This window comes from Oceaniferula marina (assembly GCF_013391475.1).
Classification (GTDB): Bacteria; Verrucomicrobiota; Verrucomicrobiia; order Verrucomicrobiales; family Akkermansiaceae; genus Oceaniferula; species Oceaniferula marina.
Window position 1 is genome coordinate 17,806 of sequence record NZ_JACBAZ010000004.1, and the last position, 15,632, is coordinate 33,437.

A 15,632-nucleotide genomic window follows, 5' to 3' on the forward strand; every position below is an offset into this window, starting at 1 on the left:
CAACCCCCTCTTCATTCAGAGAACCCCTTCATATGCTCAGCCGTGATTGGCTGCCTGGGTTGCCCATTGTATTTCCACGCCACACTGAGGTGATCATCCCCGCCTCCTTCTTTATAGAGAATTTCAACATAATACTCCTCACCTTGCTGCAAGCGAATCGTCGCCGATTTTTGAGATGGGTTGGCATCATACGCGCGTTCAGACGTCCAGCCGTTCACATACGCTATCCGCTGCTTGTTTGCAACACCCGAGTCGGTAGAAAGATAGAGATCCGACATATCATCCGAGGCTATCCAGAAAGTATAATCTGCGGTTTCTGGAGCAATGATCTTACCCCGGATCCTGACGCCATAATTACTCCCGATGTTTGTCGGAATTTCGGAAACCGACATCGAGGAAGTGTAGCTTGGCTCCGTTCCTGCTAGAATGACATTTTGCAGGGAGGTAATATCAGTCCCGCTGACCTCCGTCCACACTTCCTTGAACCACTGGTGCTCAGGCTCAATATAGCTCGCGGGGAGGCAGCGAAGATGTTCAGCTCCAATGATGGTGAAGTCAGTAATGCTTGGTGTTTTCCAAGCCACGGCACAATGGCCGTCGCCTCCTCCTTCTTTATGCAGAATTTCGACATAATACGCCTTCCCAGCCTCAAGTTGCAAGGACGTCGATGTTTGGTCCCCTGAAGACGAAAAATTCTGATACCCGGTCCACCCAGCGACAAAGGCAATTTTCTCAGCGTTGAATGGTTGTTCATCACTCGACAGCCACAACTCACATTGGTCATCCCCGGAAATGGCAAAGGTATGTTCACCACTTTCACTTGGAACAATATACCCCCTGGTCCTCTCCAAGTAATTCGACCCGAGATAATCGTATCGTTCACCCCCAAACCAAACAGCCTGACTCGTGGTCATCAGGCGCCTACCATTCGGCGGCTTCTGATCCATGACGGAGCGCGCACCGGCAAGGCTAGAGCCGGAAACCCCCGTCCACACCTCATGATACAGATAGCCGTTGTATCCAGCCAGCAAAGGATGGTAACGCAGGGAATATTCAGTCATCCCGGAGTTTTGAAAAATACTGGCAGATGTTAGATAGATGAGATAACGGGGAGCGCCTCCGGGAACAAGAGTGTATTCCCTGCTGTCAGGGGAACTCGAATACTCAAAAGGAAAATAGGAAAAACCAGGGGTTTTCACATCCAAATCCAGAGGTATCCCATCTCCATTGTAATCCATCCATCCTGAATGAACCGTAGCCCCTATTCGTACAAAATGCTGGCCTTCCATAACGGCATCCTTTTTTCGGTAAAAGAATTCAGATCTCCCGGACGGAAGTAGATTCGACCAAGTATCGGAATTCGCGATGTCCCAGAACTCCGCCACCGGCTCCTCGTTACTTATACAATACATCCGAGCACCAGCTAACGTTCGGAGGTCAGGCAACACAACATAGAGATCGTCTCCCCTCACCTCAGTCTCAACAATGGGACGGCAGTCCGGAGTTAAAGGATCTGAACCAAACACATACTCAGAAAAGTTATAAACCCCATCGGCATCCCAATCACCGAACAAAGGCTTTCCTGGTCGATTATAAAGCCCTTGATCCAGCACATACCGATCAAATGCCGTTGGAGGAACCCCCTGAACAAGACACATGTCATTGTTCCACATGGTAGCATCCCAGATATCATCTAGTGCCATAGTCGCCAGGCGCGCCGAATGCTGGCGAGATGGATCATCCCACTGGATATAGCAATAAAGAGCATATAGCAAATGGGCGGAAAGATGGTCCGCTCTGTCAAAAGCCGAAAACGAAGGTGGCTCTTTCCTCGAAAAAAGATCATAGCGTGAGAACAAATAATCGTTGGCTTGCCATGCTGCGACGGCAAGCGGGTTCCGTGGGTGGTCAAACTGCTGGGACACCAGCTCTTCGAAAACCAGATTGGTTTCTCCTGCGGTGATACGGGCCATCCATTCGGCTTTTTTTCCCTTGGCTTGAGCCCGTTCGTCAGCAGTCGAAGGGATGGTTCGAGAAAGAAACCAATCGAAGACCTCCCGCTGAACCCACTCCGGAGAAGCCACATGCCCCCCGGGAAAGCTCCAATCTTTGATGTCTGCGGTATCCAGCCACCTCTGCATGTAATTTCGGTCGTAATACAACCTGCCATTTGCACCGGCATCCGAGTCCCCGTTGGCCCGGGCAACCAATAAGCCGGGGACATAAATATCCCTTTGAGGGTCATACTGGTCACCCAGCCAGCCCCCCATCCCAAACACCCCCGCAATCAATGGCGCATTTTCCTTGGCCGCATTATAGGCAGTCCATGCGCCGCCAGACATCCCGGATGCAAAAATACGGTTAGGGTCATAACGAAGATGTGCCAGAGCATGCTGATACACCGAATGAAACAAGAAAAGTTCCCCCTGATACCCCTGACCGTTTTTACTCTGCGAAACACCAACCACGATCCATTGTTTTTCTTCCGCGACGTTTTTGAAATGATTGACCATCCCTCCACCGCTTGGTGAATAGGTAAACAATATGGGAAACACCGCATCAGCAGCACCATAACCGGAAGGTAAATACAGGTCGTAATACGCCATGGTATTGGGTACCATCACTGTTTTATGTTCCCCCGCCAACACCCCGAGATCAGCCGGAACATCCACTTTCAAGCTCACCGGACGACTTTCACGTTGTCCCAGCGGATTGGAAACCATGACCCGATAATTTCCAGCATTGCTCACTTCCACATCTTGAAGCAGCAAGGTGTCTGTCACCTGCCCCGGGAGCGGAGAAGTCCCCAGATACCACTGGTATGAAAGGTCATCACCCTCAGCGACAACATAAGCAGCAAAATCCTCTCCAACAGATACAGGATATGCTCCGGACTGGTTGACTATCTTCGGCGGGAAAGAGGGGGCGGCAAAACCGGCACCGAGCGAAATCAACAAACCAACAAAAAGCGTCAGATATTTCACGGTTCCCAACATGAATAAGCCATAACAATTAGCAAGTCCAATACTCGAAAGCCTATCCGGGCAGACATAACCGGCGATGCCGCAAGCTCAATGTTCTCACCCTCGATGGTTCCTGACCATTGCTGATGCCTCTTGCCTCACCCATTGCCTGAGCGCCTCCGGAGCCAGCACCTTGGCATGACGCCCCCAACCCAGCACGAGTTGACGCACCTCCTCGATGTTGCCTAGCTGCATCCGCAACTCCACACGATCACCCAAATCATCGAGCACCTTCGTCTTCTGCGTCGGATGCCACAAGCGCTCCTGCACAATCCGGGCCACCCAATCCGTCACTTCCACCACCACTTCAACCTGCCCTTCGTCGTTGTGATCCCAGACGCCGATACTGCCGCCAAGATGTTTTCCTATTTGAAAATCCACAGGTCGTTCAAAGGTCGACTTCAATACCTTCAGCCCCCTGATCCGCTGAAGGGCGAACGTGCGTAACCCCTCGCGCCCGACATCGTGGCCGATCACATACCAGCCGCCACCGATCTCCCCCACATGATACGGTTGGATACGACGCTTACTTGATGTCGCAGCCCCCACCTTGCGATAAGTAAAACTCAACTCTTGCTCGTTCAGCACCGCTTCGGCAATCTTACCAAACATCGTCAGATCCGTATTGACCACCCCTGGCTCCTTTACAGAAAACGCCCGATCGAGATCCCGCCAGTTCATACTCACCTTCCCTTCCAACATCCGGGTGAGCTTCTCAAATGCAGGACTCAAGGCCTCCGCCAACTTCGTCCCCGACACACTCCCAATCGCATGGCGCGCCAAAAACAAGGCCGCAAGGTCTTCCACCTGTACATCGAACACCGGAAAGGAATCGACATCCCCATCCAGTTCGTAGCCATGCATCGAGGCATTGTAGCGGATCGGGATACCCAACTGATCCTGCATATACGTCACATCCCGTTGAATCGTCTTCTGGGTAAATTCCAGCTGTTCAGCCAGCTTCCGGCAATTCGGAAAATCCCCAGCCTTCAAAGCATCCAGGATCTTATAAATCCGCACCATCTGCACCTTCCCACCACCAGTAAATCCACTCATGCTTATCCACTAACATAGTCGAGTAAAACTTCCAACTTCCAACTTCCAACTTCCAACTTCCAACTTCCCAACTTCCAACTTCCAACTTCCCAACTTCCCAACTTCCCAACTTCCCAACTCCCCAACTTCCAACTCCCCAACTTCCCTCCCCCATCTTTTGTCCCACCCCATGCTCTACATTCCAAACCATGAGCACATTCGGCCCCAACGATAAAGTCATCTACAGCGCGCATCCTCCTCAAAACGACGACATCGCAGATCTCGACCTCTCCTGCCCGAGTGGAGTCATCGAAGAAGGAGAAATCTACTGTGTCCAATCGGTTGAGGCCGGGGCCGACGGACTCCCTGCGCTAATCTTAGTGGGCAAACCTCGATTAAGACACAGCCAAGAAGTCGGCTGGAACGCTCGGTATTTTCGCAAGGTTGCCCCCCGGAAGAACCGCACAGCAGCTCAATCAAAACAACATCTACTTGGCCACCCAGTAAAAACATTGGTTCACAGAATTTAGCTCAGTGTTCATTCAACATTCAACATTCTTCAACCTCCCCCCTTCCCTGTCCCACCCCGGAACGTAGGATTCGATCAAACATAAGAAAATAACGGCACATGGCTCCTCATCTGGAGCCATCGTCGTCTCCAGGCAAAATAAAGAAACATAAACAATCAAGAAACCCAACCAACCAAAAACAATCACAAACAACCAAACATCATGAACAAGAAACTTACCGAAATCGCCTATATCCTCGACCGATCTGGCTCAATGGATCCTCTGACTGAAGCGGCCATTACAGGCTTTAACAACTTTCTCAAAGACCAACAGGAAACAACTGGAGAGGCAAACCTCACGCTGGCCCTGTTTGACTACGAGTATCTGCTTCATGCCGACCGCACACCCATCACCGAAGTCCGACCACTCGACACCACAACTTATCAACCACGAGGCAGTACCGCCCTGCTCGATGCCATTGGCCGCACCATCGATAACATCGGCAAACAGCTGGCCGAGACACCGGAAAAAGACCGCCCGGGTAAAGTCATCATCGCCATCTACACCGACGGCTACGAAAACGCTTCGACCGATTACACAGCTCAACAAATCTCAAAAATGATCCGACACCAAACGGACAACTACCAATGGGAGTTCCTCTTCCTCGCTGCCAATGAAGATGCCATTGCTACCGCTGCAGCCTATGGGATCGACCGCAAAAATGCCTCAGCGGTTTCTTACAGTGTAGAGGGCTTCGACTCTTCCTCAGCAAGCTTCTCCCGCAAGATCAGAAGCTCGCGCAACATCATGCAAAAATGCGCTACCCCGGAAGACCTGCTCACAGCAGATGCCGACCTATCGTCCATCATCGAAGAAGAATCGAAAAAACAAAGCTCGCATGATAAGTAATCAGCTGGAGCTTTAGCCCGCTCCCACTGATGGGCGCTACTTTTTGACAGCGGCAATCACGGAGACCTCCACAAGCAGCTCAGGCCGGGCCATTCGCGCTTCCACACAAGCCCGCGCTGGAGCATGCCCTTCCGGTACCCAAGCATCCCAAACCTCATTCATGGCTGCAAAATCCTTCATATCCCGCACATAAACGGTAGCCGATAACATATGCTCACGGTCAGATCCCGCCTGCAGCAGTAAGTCATCCACTTTTTCAAGCATCGTCTCTGTCTGCTCAGCAATCCCCTGGGTCGCGTCTTTACAAACCTGCCCGCATAAATAAACGGTGTCGTTGTGAATGACGATACGGCTCATACGCTGCTTGGTTTCCTGTCGCTGAATACTCATACCCACGAGTTAGCCTCTATAGCCTCAGGAGGAAAGCGCAAACTCCTGCAGTGTCAGACAAGCCAGGGAATAGATTGGGGTGGGTGTCACAGGTTAATCTGGCCTTGCTTAGAAGGCATCGTCTCATCCCATGATAAACTCAAGGATCCGAATCAATTCAGCATTCTCCTCAGCATCCACCCTTCGCAGTGTCTGGATTTTATCCTGAATACCTCCGCGTCTTTTTGGCGGAAGAGATTCACAGATAGAAACCTTGCTTCGCACCGTTTGTCGTATGAAGTCTCTCAAGAGCTCAGACGGAGCCTTTAATAGTTCATCCAAGCCAACATCGACAAACGCCCAGAACGATTTCTTTTCGAGTATACGCAAAAAGCTGATGATCCCGTGCTCTGAAGCGCTGTCGAAAACTTCGCGCAATTTCACAATTTCATCCGCCGACATGATCCGTGGAAGCACAGGAATAATCACAGCTCTGATCTTCCGGTTTTGCGCAAGCAATACCGGCAGGTCAAGCTCGATCATCCGCTCTTCCGCACTAAATGCCAGAGCTCTCAAACAATTCAATTGAATCTGCTTAGCGCCCAGCTTCACCCCATCCAGAAAATATTCCGAGTCCTCACTACGGGCATAATCGGCGATATAATAAAACCGCTCCCCCTCGCTGGCCTTGTACAGGGCATACGCATCCTCCTGGTAAAACTTCTTGAGGTAATACTGCCCGAATTCCCGCAAGCTTTTGTTGGTATCCACCGCCAGAGCGAGCAACTCACTCCGCTCAGGCTCTGTTCCAGAGCGAACCAGAGTATAATAATAACGTCGGCGAACAAAAATAGAGCCATCACCAGCCAATCTCTCTTTTTCGCTTTCTGCAAGATCACCGACCTCAAACCAGTTCAAAAGCTGCAGCCGGTTAAACGGCTCCGGGTCATCCAAGATCCAATGACGAAGTCCGCCGTTGGAATGTATCGACTGCAGAAACAGAAGCCTTCGAAACATCCCCTCAAATTCGAAAAAGCGGGAACGTGGCATCGAATCACATCTTTCCAACAGATTGCGAATCATCGCACGTAAGCCCGGATCCTGCATGAGCCGTTGTTTCCGCGACAAATAGAGGATCAAGCGCTGGTTAGCAAAAACCGCATCCATCGACATCTCGTGGAAATGTTCGAGAATCCACGCCCTTGCAATTGCCTGGAGCTGAGGGACCCAATCGGACAATCGAAGCAAAATCCGGTTCTCGTCCCCTGGCTCAAAGTTCTCAATCAACTCACGAAGACACTTCTCACGTGTGCGACCGGAATAATCGACCGATCCCACCCAATTCAACAATCGCCGAGCCTCTTTCGACAATGGAGCCTGAATATCGCCGTATTCACATGTCCGCCGATCAAAATCATTCCAGAGCTCCTCCATACTGAACTCGTGCGGATCTAGGAGCCTAACTTGCGGTAGTATCTCTCCATGCGGCTCTCGCTTCTCTCTCTGGTGCAGAAAACGTTGAATCATACGATAGATGGCCATCACCTTGATTAACTCAAATAGAGAACCGGTCTGACAACTTAAAACCTCCAGAAAACATCAATGCCATTTGCCCAGCGAAGAGCCGGCCTCAACGCCTGCCCCGGATATTTCATAAAAAGAGTCACGCGATTGTTATCAGCCACTTGTTATAAGGTGCTTAAATCATAAAACATAACCATTCGCTCGACGACAAAATGTGAGCAGACCGAGCTTGAATTTGCAAGCTGCCAAAGCCGTAAAGTTTCCGTTGATTTCAGAGGGGTAGACATCAGCTCGTAAGGTGGACTTCTGCTACTCCGGGAAGTCGAGCGCAAGCTCGACGTGCTTGGCCGTGCGGCAAACTCCTCAATGATCAGGCACGAGAAGCTGACCTGGCTAACTGCTGCAGATCAACTTCTGATGTATACCGCATGTTAAGCATTGAATCAGCGGTCGTGTTAGTCAAGATACAGAAAAGATGGAAAAGCTAAACGAAGGTATTTACGAGAACCTACTCACAGATGAGCTGAGTCAGAAATTAAAAGCTCTAGATCAGAAGCACCGTATTGCTCGTCTTGAAACGCCCGACAAAGCGCTTACGGCGGACTATTTGACCCGCTCCCTAGCTGAGCACATCAAACGCTCACTTCATATCGTAGGTAAGGCGAAAAACAACGAGCGGGAACGCTACGAACTGGCAAATCGAATTCTTCAAACCATTAGCGAATACGACGAATCATTGGATTTCCTCAGTGATCAGCATTACATGGATGAGGAAAAGAATTTACTCACTGAAATATCTGAGCCTGACACAAAATCAATAGTTCGCCCATCCACACCACTTGCCTCCCCTTCGCTCTTCACCGGCTCCTCTGGCAGCCCCCAACTCGGCAAAGAACTCGAACTTGAATTAGAAAGTGCTGATCGAGTCGACATGCTTGTTTCATTTATTAAAACCGCAGGAATCAACCTGCTCTACCCCGCCCTCGAAAAATTCACTCAGCGTGGAGGAAAACTACGTATCATCACCACGACGTATCTCGGGGCCTCAGATCCAGCCGCAATCCATAAACTCAAAAGCCTAGCCAACACCGAGATAAAGGTTAGCTACGACACCAAGCATTCACGCCTGCACGCCAAAGCCTATTTCATTCATAGAAATAGTGGCCTTTCATGTGCCTATATTGGTTCGGCAAACATCTCACATGCGGCGATGACGAGCGGTCTGGAATGGACAGTGAAGCTCCCGATGCAGGAGCTGCCCGACCTCTTCCGTCGCTGTGAAGCACAATTCGAGAGTTACTGGGAATCCCCATCGTTCAAAGCCTACCACAATGATGATTTTGAATATCTTGTCGAGGCGACTCGGCGCGAAAAATACCCCACAGCTAATACAACCACAAAGCTTACGACCTTCACACTGAGACCTTTCGAGCACCAATCTATTGTGCTCGATGAACTCGAAGAAGCCCGAACCCAAAGAGACCAGTTCAGAAATCTTGTCGTCGCGGCGACAGGCACAGGGAAGACCATGATCGCTGCCTTTGATTACCTAAGGCTCTGTGAGGAGGGTAAGCAAAGGCCCAAACTTTTATTTCTAGCCCACCGCAAAGAAATTCTAGAACAAGCACAAGATTCATTTCGCCAAGTTCTCATCGATGGCGATTTTGGAGATTCGCTCTACGATGGACGGCAACCGGCAAAACACGACCACCTCTTCTGCTCAGTCCCTAGTTTTAACTCACGGAGCTTAATCACTGAATTTGGTCCCAACTATTGGGACATCGTCATTCTCGACGAAGCGCATCACGGCAAAGCCGCCAGCTACCAAAATATTCTACGCAGCCTCAACCCCAAAATCCTTCTAGGACTAACGGCTACCCCTGAACGAACCGACGGCTCCACTATCGCGGAAAATTTCGATTCCCCCTTAGCTTCAGAAATCCGACTTCCTGATGCACTGGAAAAGAAACTTCTTTGTCCGTTCCATTACTATGCCGTGAGCGACAACGTGGATTTCTCATCACTATCATGGAAGCGTGGAAAATATGACCAGACAGAACTTAACAACCTTCTAACGGGAGACGATCTGAGAGTCAGCCTCATCATCAAAAAAATCATCGAGTATTTACCATCCCCGCTCGATCCTGATACATTTGATCACCTTCATGTCAAAGGCCTAGGATTTTGTGTTTCACAAGATCACGCACACTTCATGGCAGACCGTTTCAACGCAGCAGGAATACGAGCAACAGCCCTTGACTCAAACACACCAGCTGATGTGCGGCGCTCAGCTAGAAATGACCTTAAGTCTGGGGCAATCAACTTCGTCTTCACCGTAGACTTATTCAACGAAGGCGTTGATATCCCGTCCGTTAATTGCCTGCTATTTCTACGCCCGACTGAGAGCCATGTTATCTACCTTCAACAATTCGGCCGTGGCCTCCGTCATAGTAAAGATAAAGAACAGGTCACCATATTGGACTTCATAGGAAAAGAGCGCAAAGAGTTCCGATACGACCTCAGACTCAAAGCGCTCCTACCAGGGAAACGAAACGATCTCACCAAAGAAATCGATGTGGGATTTCCCCATCTCCCCGCAGGTTGCTCCATTCAGTTTGAGCGAACCGCTAAAGAGCGTGTCATCAGGAATATTCGCCGAACCTATAACAACCCAGACATCAGAGTCGACGAAGCATTTTCCGAATGGAAAGGGAATCAAGCACCTAGTTTTAAAGAGTTCATTCATCGTAGCGAAGAAATACCAACGGAAATTCTTACCCGTAAATCATGGAGCGACTGGAAGGAGGCGTCTCAATTCCAAACAATACCGGAATGCAACGGTCGGGCTCCCGAGCTTCATTCACTCGCACGCGCCAGCATGATCACCTCTCCGCGCTACCTACAACACCTGCATGACTTACTCTATGCATCAACCGCCCAGCTTCAAGAGCTCGTCAAAAATCCATACACACCATCCGCATATTACCTGCTCTGGAACAAACCCAGTAAGGTGACCGGATTCACCAGCTACTTTGAGGCATTTCGCCTACTCAAAGAAAACAAAAGATACACAAGCGACCTCTTAGAAATTCTCGAATATGCCCGAAGCAATCAAACCACGCGAGTTCAAGTTTCACTTCCCTTCCCCAGCCCGCTCGAACTCCATGGGCAATATACCATGCGTGAGGTTTCATCGGCATTCGGCAAAGCCAGTCTAGAATCATCAGGCCCTGCAGGAACAGGCGTCATCCCAGTCAAAGAACTCAAGCTCTATCTCCACTTTGTCACTTTTGAAAAAAACGAAAAACTATTCTCCGAAAGCACCATGTATCGCGACTACCTCAGCTCTCGCAGCAAACTCCATTGGGAAAGCCAGTCAAATACCAGCCAAGCAACACCAACGGGACAAAACTACATCCATCATCAAGAACGAGGCTACACGGTTCTCTTCTTCGCTCGCCTCCGCAAGTCCGAAGGAAGACTCACCAGCCCATTTACCTACCTTGGCCCAGCGCAATTTATCAGCGCGAAAAGCGATCGCCCCATCGAAATGGTATGGGAACTCAACCATCCAGTCACACATTCATTTTTTCATGAGGCCAAGCTGGCTGCAGGGATTGCTTAAAATAGCGCCCTGACATCACGGACCATCACTCCAAACATCTATGCGCGGAAACAGAATCAGTGTAGATTCCAGTTGTTGCAAATTTTACAACAACTGCGCCGAAGTAGCGCTCCAAGAAGCTAGCAGCATCCAGTAATTCGGAATTTCCGAATTTCAGTAGCTAGTGGCATGTCGAGATTCCCGACACACCACTCCCCACAGAGCCACTGAAGGAAAAAACAATGTAAACCCGTCAGACTCTACAACCTGAACGTCATTATTTGCGTCGGCTACCGAGTGTGATCCCAGCGTGATCTGAGCCACCAAACGCCTACATGAATACCTGCTCAAAAATTTTCCCATGGCTGACCATGCGACTCAAAGAAGCTGGAAACTCAGAATTACTACATACCAGCACACTAAAGAGATATTTTCAGAAGGTGCACTCGAAGAAATCTCAACTGTTGCACAATATACAACAGTTCAAAATGAGGACGATCGAGAGGTAACATGATCCTCAGGGCTCTAGAATGTGGACGTTATTATCTCCGTAGGCTACCGCCTCTTGCCAAGACCCAGTAAAAAGAATCCGGAATCAGCTGGAAACTTGAACCTGGAAAATTCAAACCCAGCTCAGTCGCCCACTACCTTCTTTTTGAATTTGCCGAGCACGCCAATATTACGCCATTGTCTCTAGACTCTGTGCACCGCAAACACAGATCCGGCTCGAAATACATGGCAGTCTCCTGCCCCTGGAGTGAAATCCTCAACAATCAACCTGCAGTGTAACCGCTCACGCTGACTCAGTTCCTCTCTTCCGTGTATTCAGTGTTTTCCGAGGTAAAGAGCCCCTCTCACGCCAGCCCATATTCCACATCCTCCTCGGCGGCAAAGTGATACTCCATCGACCGACGCTCGATCAGGTAGGGCAACCGTGCTGTGAGAGCCTCGATCTTGGCCACATTGGATAGCTCACATTCCCACACAACCACGACATTCCACCCCTGCTTCCGGAGATCATGGACATTGGCCTTGTCGCGCACTTGATTCTTCCCCAGCTTCTCCCTCCACCACTCGGTCCGAGTCTTTGGCAGCCGAAAAGCAGCACACCCTTCATGCGCATGCCAAAAGCAGCCGTGCACAAAAACCAAGGTCTTCCACTTCGGCAACACGATGTCAGGTTTTCCAGGCAGCCGTTTGTTATTCTGAGCATTGACCGTAAACCGATACCCCAAGCTATGCAGTATTGATCGCACAAGCATCTCCGGCTTGGTATCCTTGCCACGTATCCGAGACATCACCCAGCTACGCTTCTCCTTTGTGAAAACATCAGTCACACCACCACCCTAGACCATAGCCAATATTATCCAAGCTGAACATGGCTCACCGAAGCACCTTCACATAACACCACAATGTCTCATCATACGGCACATCACTATTTCGAGCACCTTCATTTCAATCTTGAAGCAAGCGCTGAGCTTACATCATAAATATCGGCATTTTTGGTCTAGTTTTTGGTCACACACTCCAAGCAAACAGACTCAAAATAAGCATAAAAAAGCCCCCAATCCCTTATGGAATGGAGGATGGAGCCACTGGCCGGAATTGAACCGGCGACCTATTCATTACGAGTGAATTGCTCTACCCCTGAGCTACAGTGGCCTTAAAAGGATGCGAGCCTGGTTTGACGGCGCGCGGCCATGTATTTAGCACAGAAAATGTATGAGGCAAGCCCAAGATCGCTCAATCCTCGGATTCAAGCATCTTATCAATTTTGGTCACCAGTTTGTGCGGACAGCGGCCACGCTGGTACTTGTTCCAAATCACCTGACGTAATTTTTCCAGCAACTCACGGGGAATGGGGTCATAGCGACTCCACCCCTCGTCACCTTTCAACTGGGACGCCAAACTCCAGCATCCTGCATGATATGTCGCCCGGAACAGCACCTGGCCATCTTCAGAATCTTCACGCCACTGATGTTTTTGCATGCCGTTCTTATAGCCCGTTTCACCCCTCTTGCCTACCGGAATCAGCCTGATCTTTCCACAAATACGAGTGCTCCTCAGCCAGAACCTTCGCACCCCGACGCAGTTGCACCCGCCAAGCCAAGACCCGACCACCAACACGGTAATCCTCACCGGCGATTTTAAACTCCACCCTGCCCGACTCCTCCTCACCCGGAACCGTCCGACTCATGCGGATGATCTTGGATGCGGTAGCGGCTTGCTGATAATCCATCACGACTTCGAGATCGCCACCACCCACCTGGTCGTTCTGCCAACTGACGGTGTAATAATGCCCCAAACGGGCTTTGCGCTCCTCCATCGTCACTGCGCCTCTCAACCGATAAAGCTGATCACCTCTGGCCATCTCCGACTTATCGTCCACAGGATCCACATCCTGCAAATGAAAATGTCTGACCGTCAACAGGTCCGGTTCTTGGTTTGAGCATGAGCTCAGGACAAACGCCCCGACAGCCAAAACCTTAAAAGTATTACTCAACTTACGCACACGCCCAGTTAAAGCTGATTCACAAAAAAACCAATATCGAAATTTCCAAATCGCCATCTGCAGAGAATTTGTCTATCATCTTTCGCATGGATTCCACCGTCGCCACCCGTCTCCAACAATTTATTCAAACCAAAGGGCTGCGCAATACCCCCCAACGCGACGCCATCGTGGAAGCCATCTTTTCCTCGGACGAACATTTTACCGCGGATGAACTGTGGGACCGCATCCGAAAAACCCAGTCAAAATCATCAAGGGCGACGGTCTACCGCACCATCTCACTCTTGGTCGAGGCTGGACTCCTGCATGAAATCGACCTCGGGGACGATCAGAAAACCTACGACCCCAACTTTATCGACAGCCCGGCACACAACCATCTGGTCTGTATCGATTGTGGTAAGGTGATCGAGTTTGAAGACGACAACATCCGCCTGCTCAACGACTGCGCCGCTCGTCGACTCGGGTTCCGAGCCTCCAAGCAATCGCTCAAAATTGAGGCCTGCTGCGAAGCATTACGCCTCCACGGGCGCTGCGACAACCTGATCGAAGCCCGCATCCAAGGCAAGCGCCTGCCAAAACACCGGTAGAGGGCATCACCGCCATGCGGCTGTCTTGCGACCCCTTGCTCAACTGGCACCTCCCCTGCCCAACTGGCACCCTTTCACCTCAAACATCTTGGAAGCCGCTCCTCCAAAATAGCCGTTCAAATGGCGTTATACCACTCCGCAAAACAGACGAGACGATTGATCGTTGTTGAGATATTTGGAAAAGCACTGCGTGATCCATGAGAGTTCCGGATGAATGACTCCTTTGGCTTTGTTTCTCCTTAGTCATGGTGCCCGCACCATTCCTTCGTCGCGCCTTACCAAAGAACTCATTCATCTCGGCTATCGTCCCGTCTGTTTTACTACTTGGTATTACGTTTAAAACCGTTCGCTATCACCTCTGCGATTTTTTCGTTTACGCACGGAACGGCGCCCACCCTGTGCGCCCCTCAGAGGATCAAATACGGAATCCATCCCAACGGATTTAATTTCCCATGCTGTCTGCATCAGCTCTCCCAAACGTCCATTGGGAAAGCCACGCTCAGAGAACCACTGCAGGTATTCTATAGGCAAATCCATGATCGGGATGCCACGCGGTGGAAACTCCCCGGGGCCAAAACGGCCAAAGGGCATCGACACCTTGCCGATTTCCTCCAGCAGCTCACGGAAGTCTTCACGTTCACCGTCGGAAAACTCCATCACCACTAAGCGCCTTACGCATTGCTTGCCTTTTCAATCACTGCGTAAGCGTTGTGATTATGAATCGACTCAAAATTCTCAGCCTCTACACGATACCAGGTGATATTCTCCTGGGCATCAGAACGAGCGGCAATGTTACGAACCAGATCCTCGACAAAGACCGGATTTTCATACGCCCGCTCTGTCACGGCCTTCTCATCAGGGCGTTTCAGAAGACTGTAGAGTTCACAGCTTGCCGATGCCTCCACGAGGTCAATCAGATCTTCAATCCAGATCGGGTCCTTTGAACGCACCGTGTACGTCACCTTCCCCCGCTGGTTATGCGCACCATATTCACTAATCGCCTTCGAACATGGGCAGAGCGTCGCAACCGGGACTTCCACCGTCAGGGCGAAATCCGCACTTCCTTCAACATCAACCTCAATTTCAAAAACGACTTCATAGTCCATAACCCCGGGCATACGGGTAACCGGGGCCTCCTTAGTCCGGAAAAAGGGAAAGCGGAATTCCACATGCGCCTTACGCGCATCCAGCCTACCCAGCAATTCATTTGGGATTGCGGTGATTTCCCTGACATCGAGGCAGTTTCCGTGTGAATTCAGCACCTCGACAAAGCGACTCATGTGCGTGCCCTTGAAATGGTGGGGCAAATCCACAGCCAAGGCCGTTGTTGCGATGGTGCGCTGCGTGCTGCCGTCTTTATTGCGAACCTCCAGAGGAAATCGCAGCGCCTTCACGCCCACGCGATCAATCGCGATATTCCGATCATCAAACTCGTTCTGTGTATCCTTTAGCTCCTGCATGGTCTTTCCAGCTCTCTCGTTCGCCTTCTCTTTAAAAATGATTCGACAAAAAAAGCCTGCCCGGAATCATCGGACAGGCTTGAAAATGATCTAGATCACTTCA

At 50.4% G+C, this 15,632-nt stretch carries 13 protein-coding genes and 1 tRNA gene; 4 read left to right on the forward strand and 10 right to left on the reverse strand.

Annotated features, from left to right (window positions below; genetic code table 11):
* Window positions 1-11 precede the first annotated feature (11 nt).
* On the reverse strand, window positions 12-2,984 hold the full coding sequence (locus tag HW115_RS10265; RefSeq protein WP_178932595.1) for a PA14 domain-containing protein: 2,973 nt from the start codon (window positions 2,982-2,984) through the stop codon (window positions 12-14).
* A 96-nt stretch (window positions 2,985-3,080) separates the two neighbouring features.
* Window positions 3,081-4,079, reverse strand: coding sequence for a helix-turn-helix transcriptional regulator (locus HW115_RS10270; protein WP_178932597.1), 999 nt, complete (start codon window positions 4,077-4,079; stop codon window positions 3,081-3,083).
* A 188-nt stretch (window positions 4,080-4,267) separates the two neighbouring features.
* Between HW115_RS10270 and HW115_RS10275 the strand changes: the two genes are divergently transcribed.
* Window positions 4,268-4,588, forward strand: coding sequence for a hypothetical protein (locus HW115_RS10275; protein ID WP_178932599.1), 321 nt, complete (start codon window positions 4,268-4,270; stop codon window positions 4,586-4,588).
* 201 nt (window positions 4,589-4,789) lie between these two features.
* Window positions 4,790-5,476 (forward strand): vWA domain-containing protein, encoded by a 687-nt coding sequence (locus tag HW115_RS10280; RefSeq protein WP_178932601.1) that lies wholly within the window; start codon window positions 4,790-4,792, stop codon window positions 5,474-5,476.
* Window positions 5,477-5,512: 36 nt separating this feature from the next.
* On the opposite strand, the gene HW115_RS10285 is transcribed toward HW115_RS10280, so the two are convergent.
* Both HW115_RS10285 and HW115_RS10290 read right to left on the reverse strand, forming a co-directional pair.
* The gene (locus HW115_RS10285; protein ID WP_178932603.1) at window positions 5,513-5,866 is read right to left on the reverse strand and encodes a RidA family protein; all 354 of its coding nucleotides are present in this window, start codon (window positions 5,864-5,866) and stop codon (window positions 5,513-5,515) included.
* Window positions 5,867-5,989: 123 nt separating this feature from the next.
* A complete protein-coding gene (locus HW115_RS10290) occupies window positions 5,990-7,279 on the reverse strand; it encodes a hypothetical protein (protein ID WP_178932604.1) in 1,290 nt (429 codons plus the stop codon).
* Window positions 7,280-7,844: 565 nt separating this feature from the next.
* On the opposite strand from HW115_RS10290, the gene HW115_RS10295 reads away from it, so the two are divergent.
* Window positions 7,845-10,994 (forward strand): DUF3427 domain-containing protein, encoded by a 3,150-nt coding sequence (locus HW115_RS10295; protein WP_178932606.1) that lies wholly within the window; start codon window positions 7,845-7,847, stop codon window positions 10,992-10,994.
* A gap of 833 nt (window positions 10,995-11,827) precedes the next feature.
* Here HW115_RS10295 and HW115_RS10300 read toward each other — a convergent pair.
* From HW115_RS10300 to HW115_RS10315, 4 genes are all read right to left on the reverse strand, one after another.
* Window positions 11,828-12,310 (reverse strand): very short patch repair endonuclease, encoded by a 483-nt coding sequence (locus HW115_RS10300; protein WP_178932608.1) that lies wholly within the window; start codon window positions 12,308-12,310, stop codon window positions 11,828-11,830.
* A gap of 250 nt (window positions 12,311-12,560) precedes the next feature.
* Window positions 12,561-12,635 (reverse strand) — tRNA-Thr (locus HW115_RS10305).
* An 81-nt stretch (window positions 12,636-12,716) separates the two neighbouring features.
* On the reverse strand, window positions 12,717-12,962 hold the full coding sequence (locus HW115_RS10310; protein ID WP_178932610.1) for a hypothetical protein: 246 nt from the start codon (window positions 12,960-12,962) through the stop codon (window positions 12,717-12,719).
* A gap of 19 nt (window positions 12,963-12,981) precedes the next feature.
* Window positions 12,982-13,485 (reverse strand): hypothetical protein, encoded by a 504-nt coding sequence (locus tag HW115_RS10315; protein WP_178932612.1) that lies wholly within the window; start codon window positions 13,483-13,485, stop codon window positions 12,982-12,984.
* 86 nt (window positions 13,486-13,571) lie between these two features.
* Between HW115_RS10315 and HW115_RS10320 the strand changes: the two genes are divergently transcribed.
* Window positions 13,572-14,069: a Fur family transcriptional regulator gene (locus tag HW115_RS10320; protein ID WP_178932614.1), complete on the forward strand. Its 498-nt coding sequence runs from the start codon at window positions 13,572-13,574 to the stop codon at window positions 14,067-14,069.
* Between the two features lie 336 nt (window positions 14,070-14,405).
* Here HW115_RS10320 and HW115_RS10325 read toward each other — a convergent pair whose 3' ends face one another.
* Window positions 14,406-14,726 carry a DUF3820 family protein gene (locus tag HW115_RS10325; RefSeq protein ID WP_178933356.1) on the reverse strand — a complete coding sequence of 107 codons (321 nt, stop codon included), beginning with the start codon at window positions 14,724-14,726 and terminating at the stop codon, window positions 14,406-14,408.
* Window positions 14,727-14,740: 14 nt separating this feature from the next.
* Window positions 14,741-15,529 (reverse strand): GTP cyclohydrolase FolE2, encoded by a 789-nt coding sequence (folE2, locus tag HW115_RS10330; RefSeq protein ID WP_178932615.1) that lies wholly within the window; start codon window positions 15,527-15,529, stop codon window positions 14,741-14,743.
* Between the last annotated feature and the right edge of the window lie 103 nt (window positions 15,530-15,632).

Excerpts from the sequence above, each read along its gene's own strand:
- HW115_RS10270 (WP_178932597.1), bottom strand. The coding sequence starts at position 4,079 with ATGAGTGGATTTACTGGTGGTGGGAAGGTGCAGATGGTGCGGATTTAT.
- HW115_RS10275 (WP_178932599.1), top strand. The coding sequence starts at position 4,268 with ATGAGCACATTCGGCCCCAACGATAAAGTCATCTACAGCGCGCATCCT.
- HW115_RS10280 (WP_178932601.1), top strand. The coding sequence starts at position 4,790 with ATGAACAAGAAACTTACCGAAATCGCCTATATCCTCGACCGATCTGGC.
- HW115_RS10285 (WP_178932603.1), bottom strand. The coding sequence starts at position 5,866 with ATGAGTATTCAGCGACAGGAAACCAAGCAGCGTATGAGCCGTATCGTC.
- HW115_RS10290 (WP_178932604.1), bottom strand. The coding sequence starts at position 7,279 with ATGGAGGAGCTCTGGAATGATTTTGATCGGCGGACATGTGAATACGGC.
- HW115_RS10295 (WP_178932606.1), top strand. The coding sequence starts at position 7,845 with ATGGAAAAGCTAAACGAAGGTATTTACGAGAACCTACTCACAGATGAG.
- HW115_RS10310 (WP_178932610.1), bottom strand. The coding sequence starts at position 12,962 with ATGCAAAAACATCAGTGGCGTGAAGATTCTGAAGATGGCCAGGTGCTG.
- HW115_RS10320 (WP_178932614.1), top strand. The coding sequence starts at position 13,572 with ATGGATTCCACCGTCGCCACCCGTCTCCAACAATTTATTCAAACCAAA.
- HW115_RS10325 (WP_178933356.1), bottom strand. The coding sequence starts at position 14,726 with ATGGAGTTTTCCGACGGTGAACGTGAAGACTTCCGTGAGCTGCTGGAG.
- folE2 (WP_178932615.1), bottom strand. The coding sequence starts at position 15,529 with ATGCAGGAGCTAAAGGATACACAGAACGAGTTTGATGATCGGAATATC.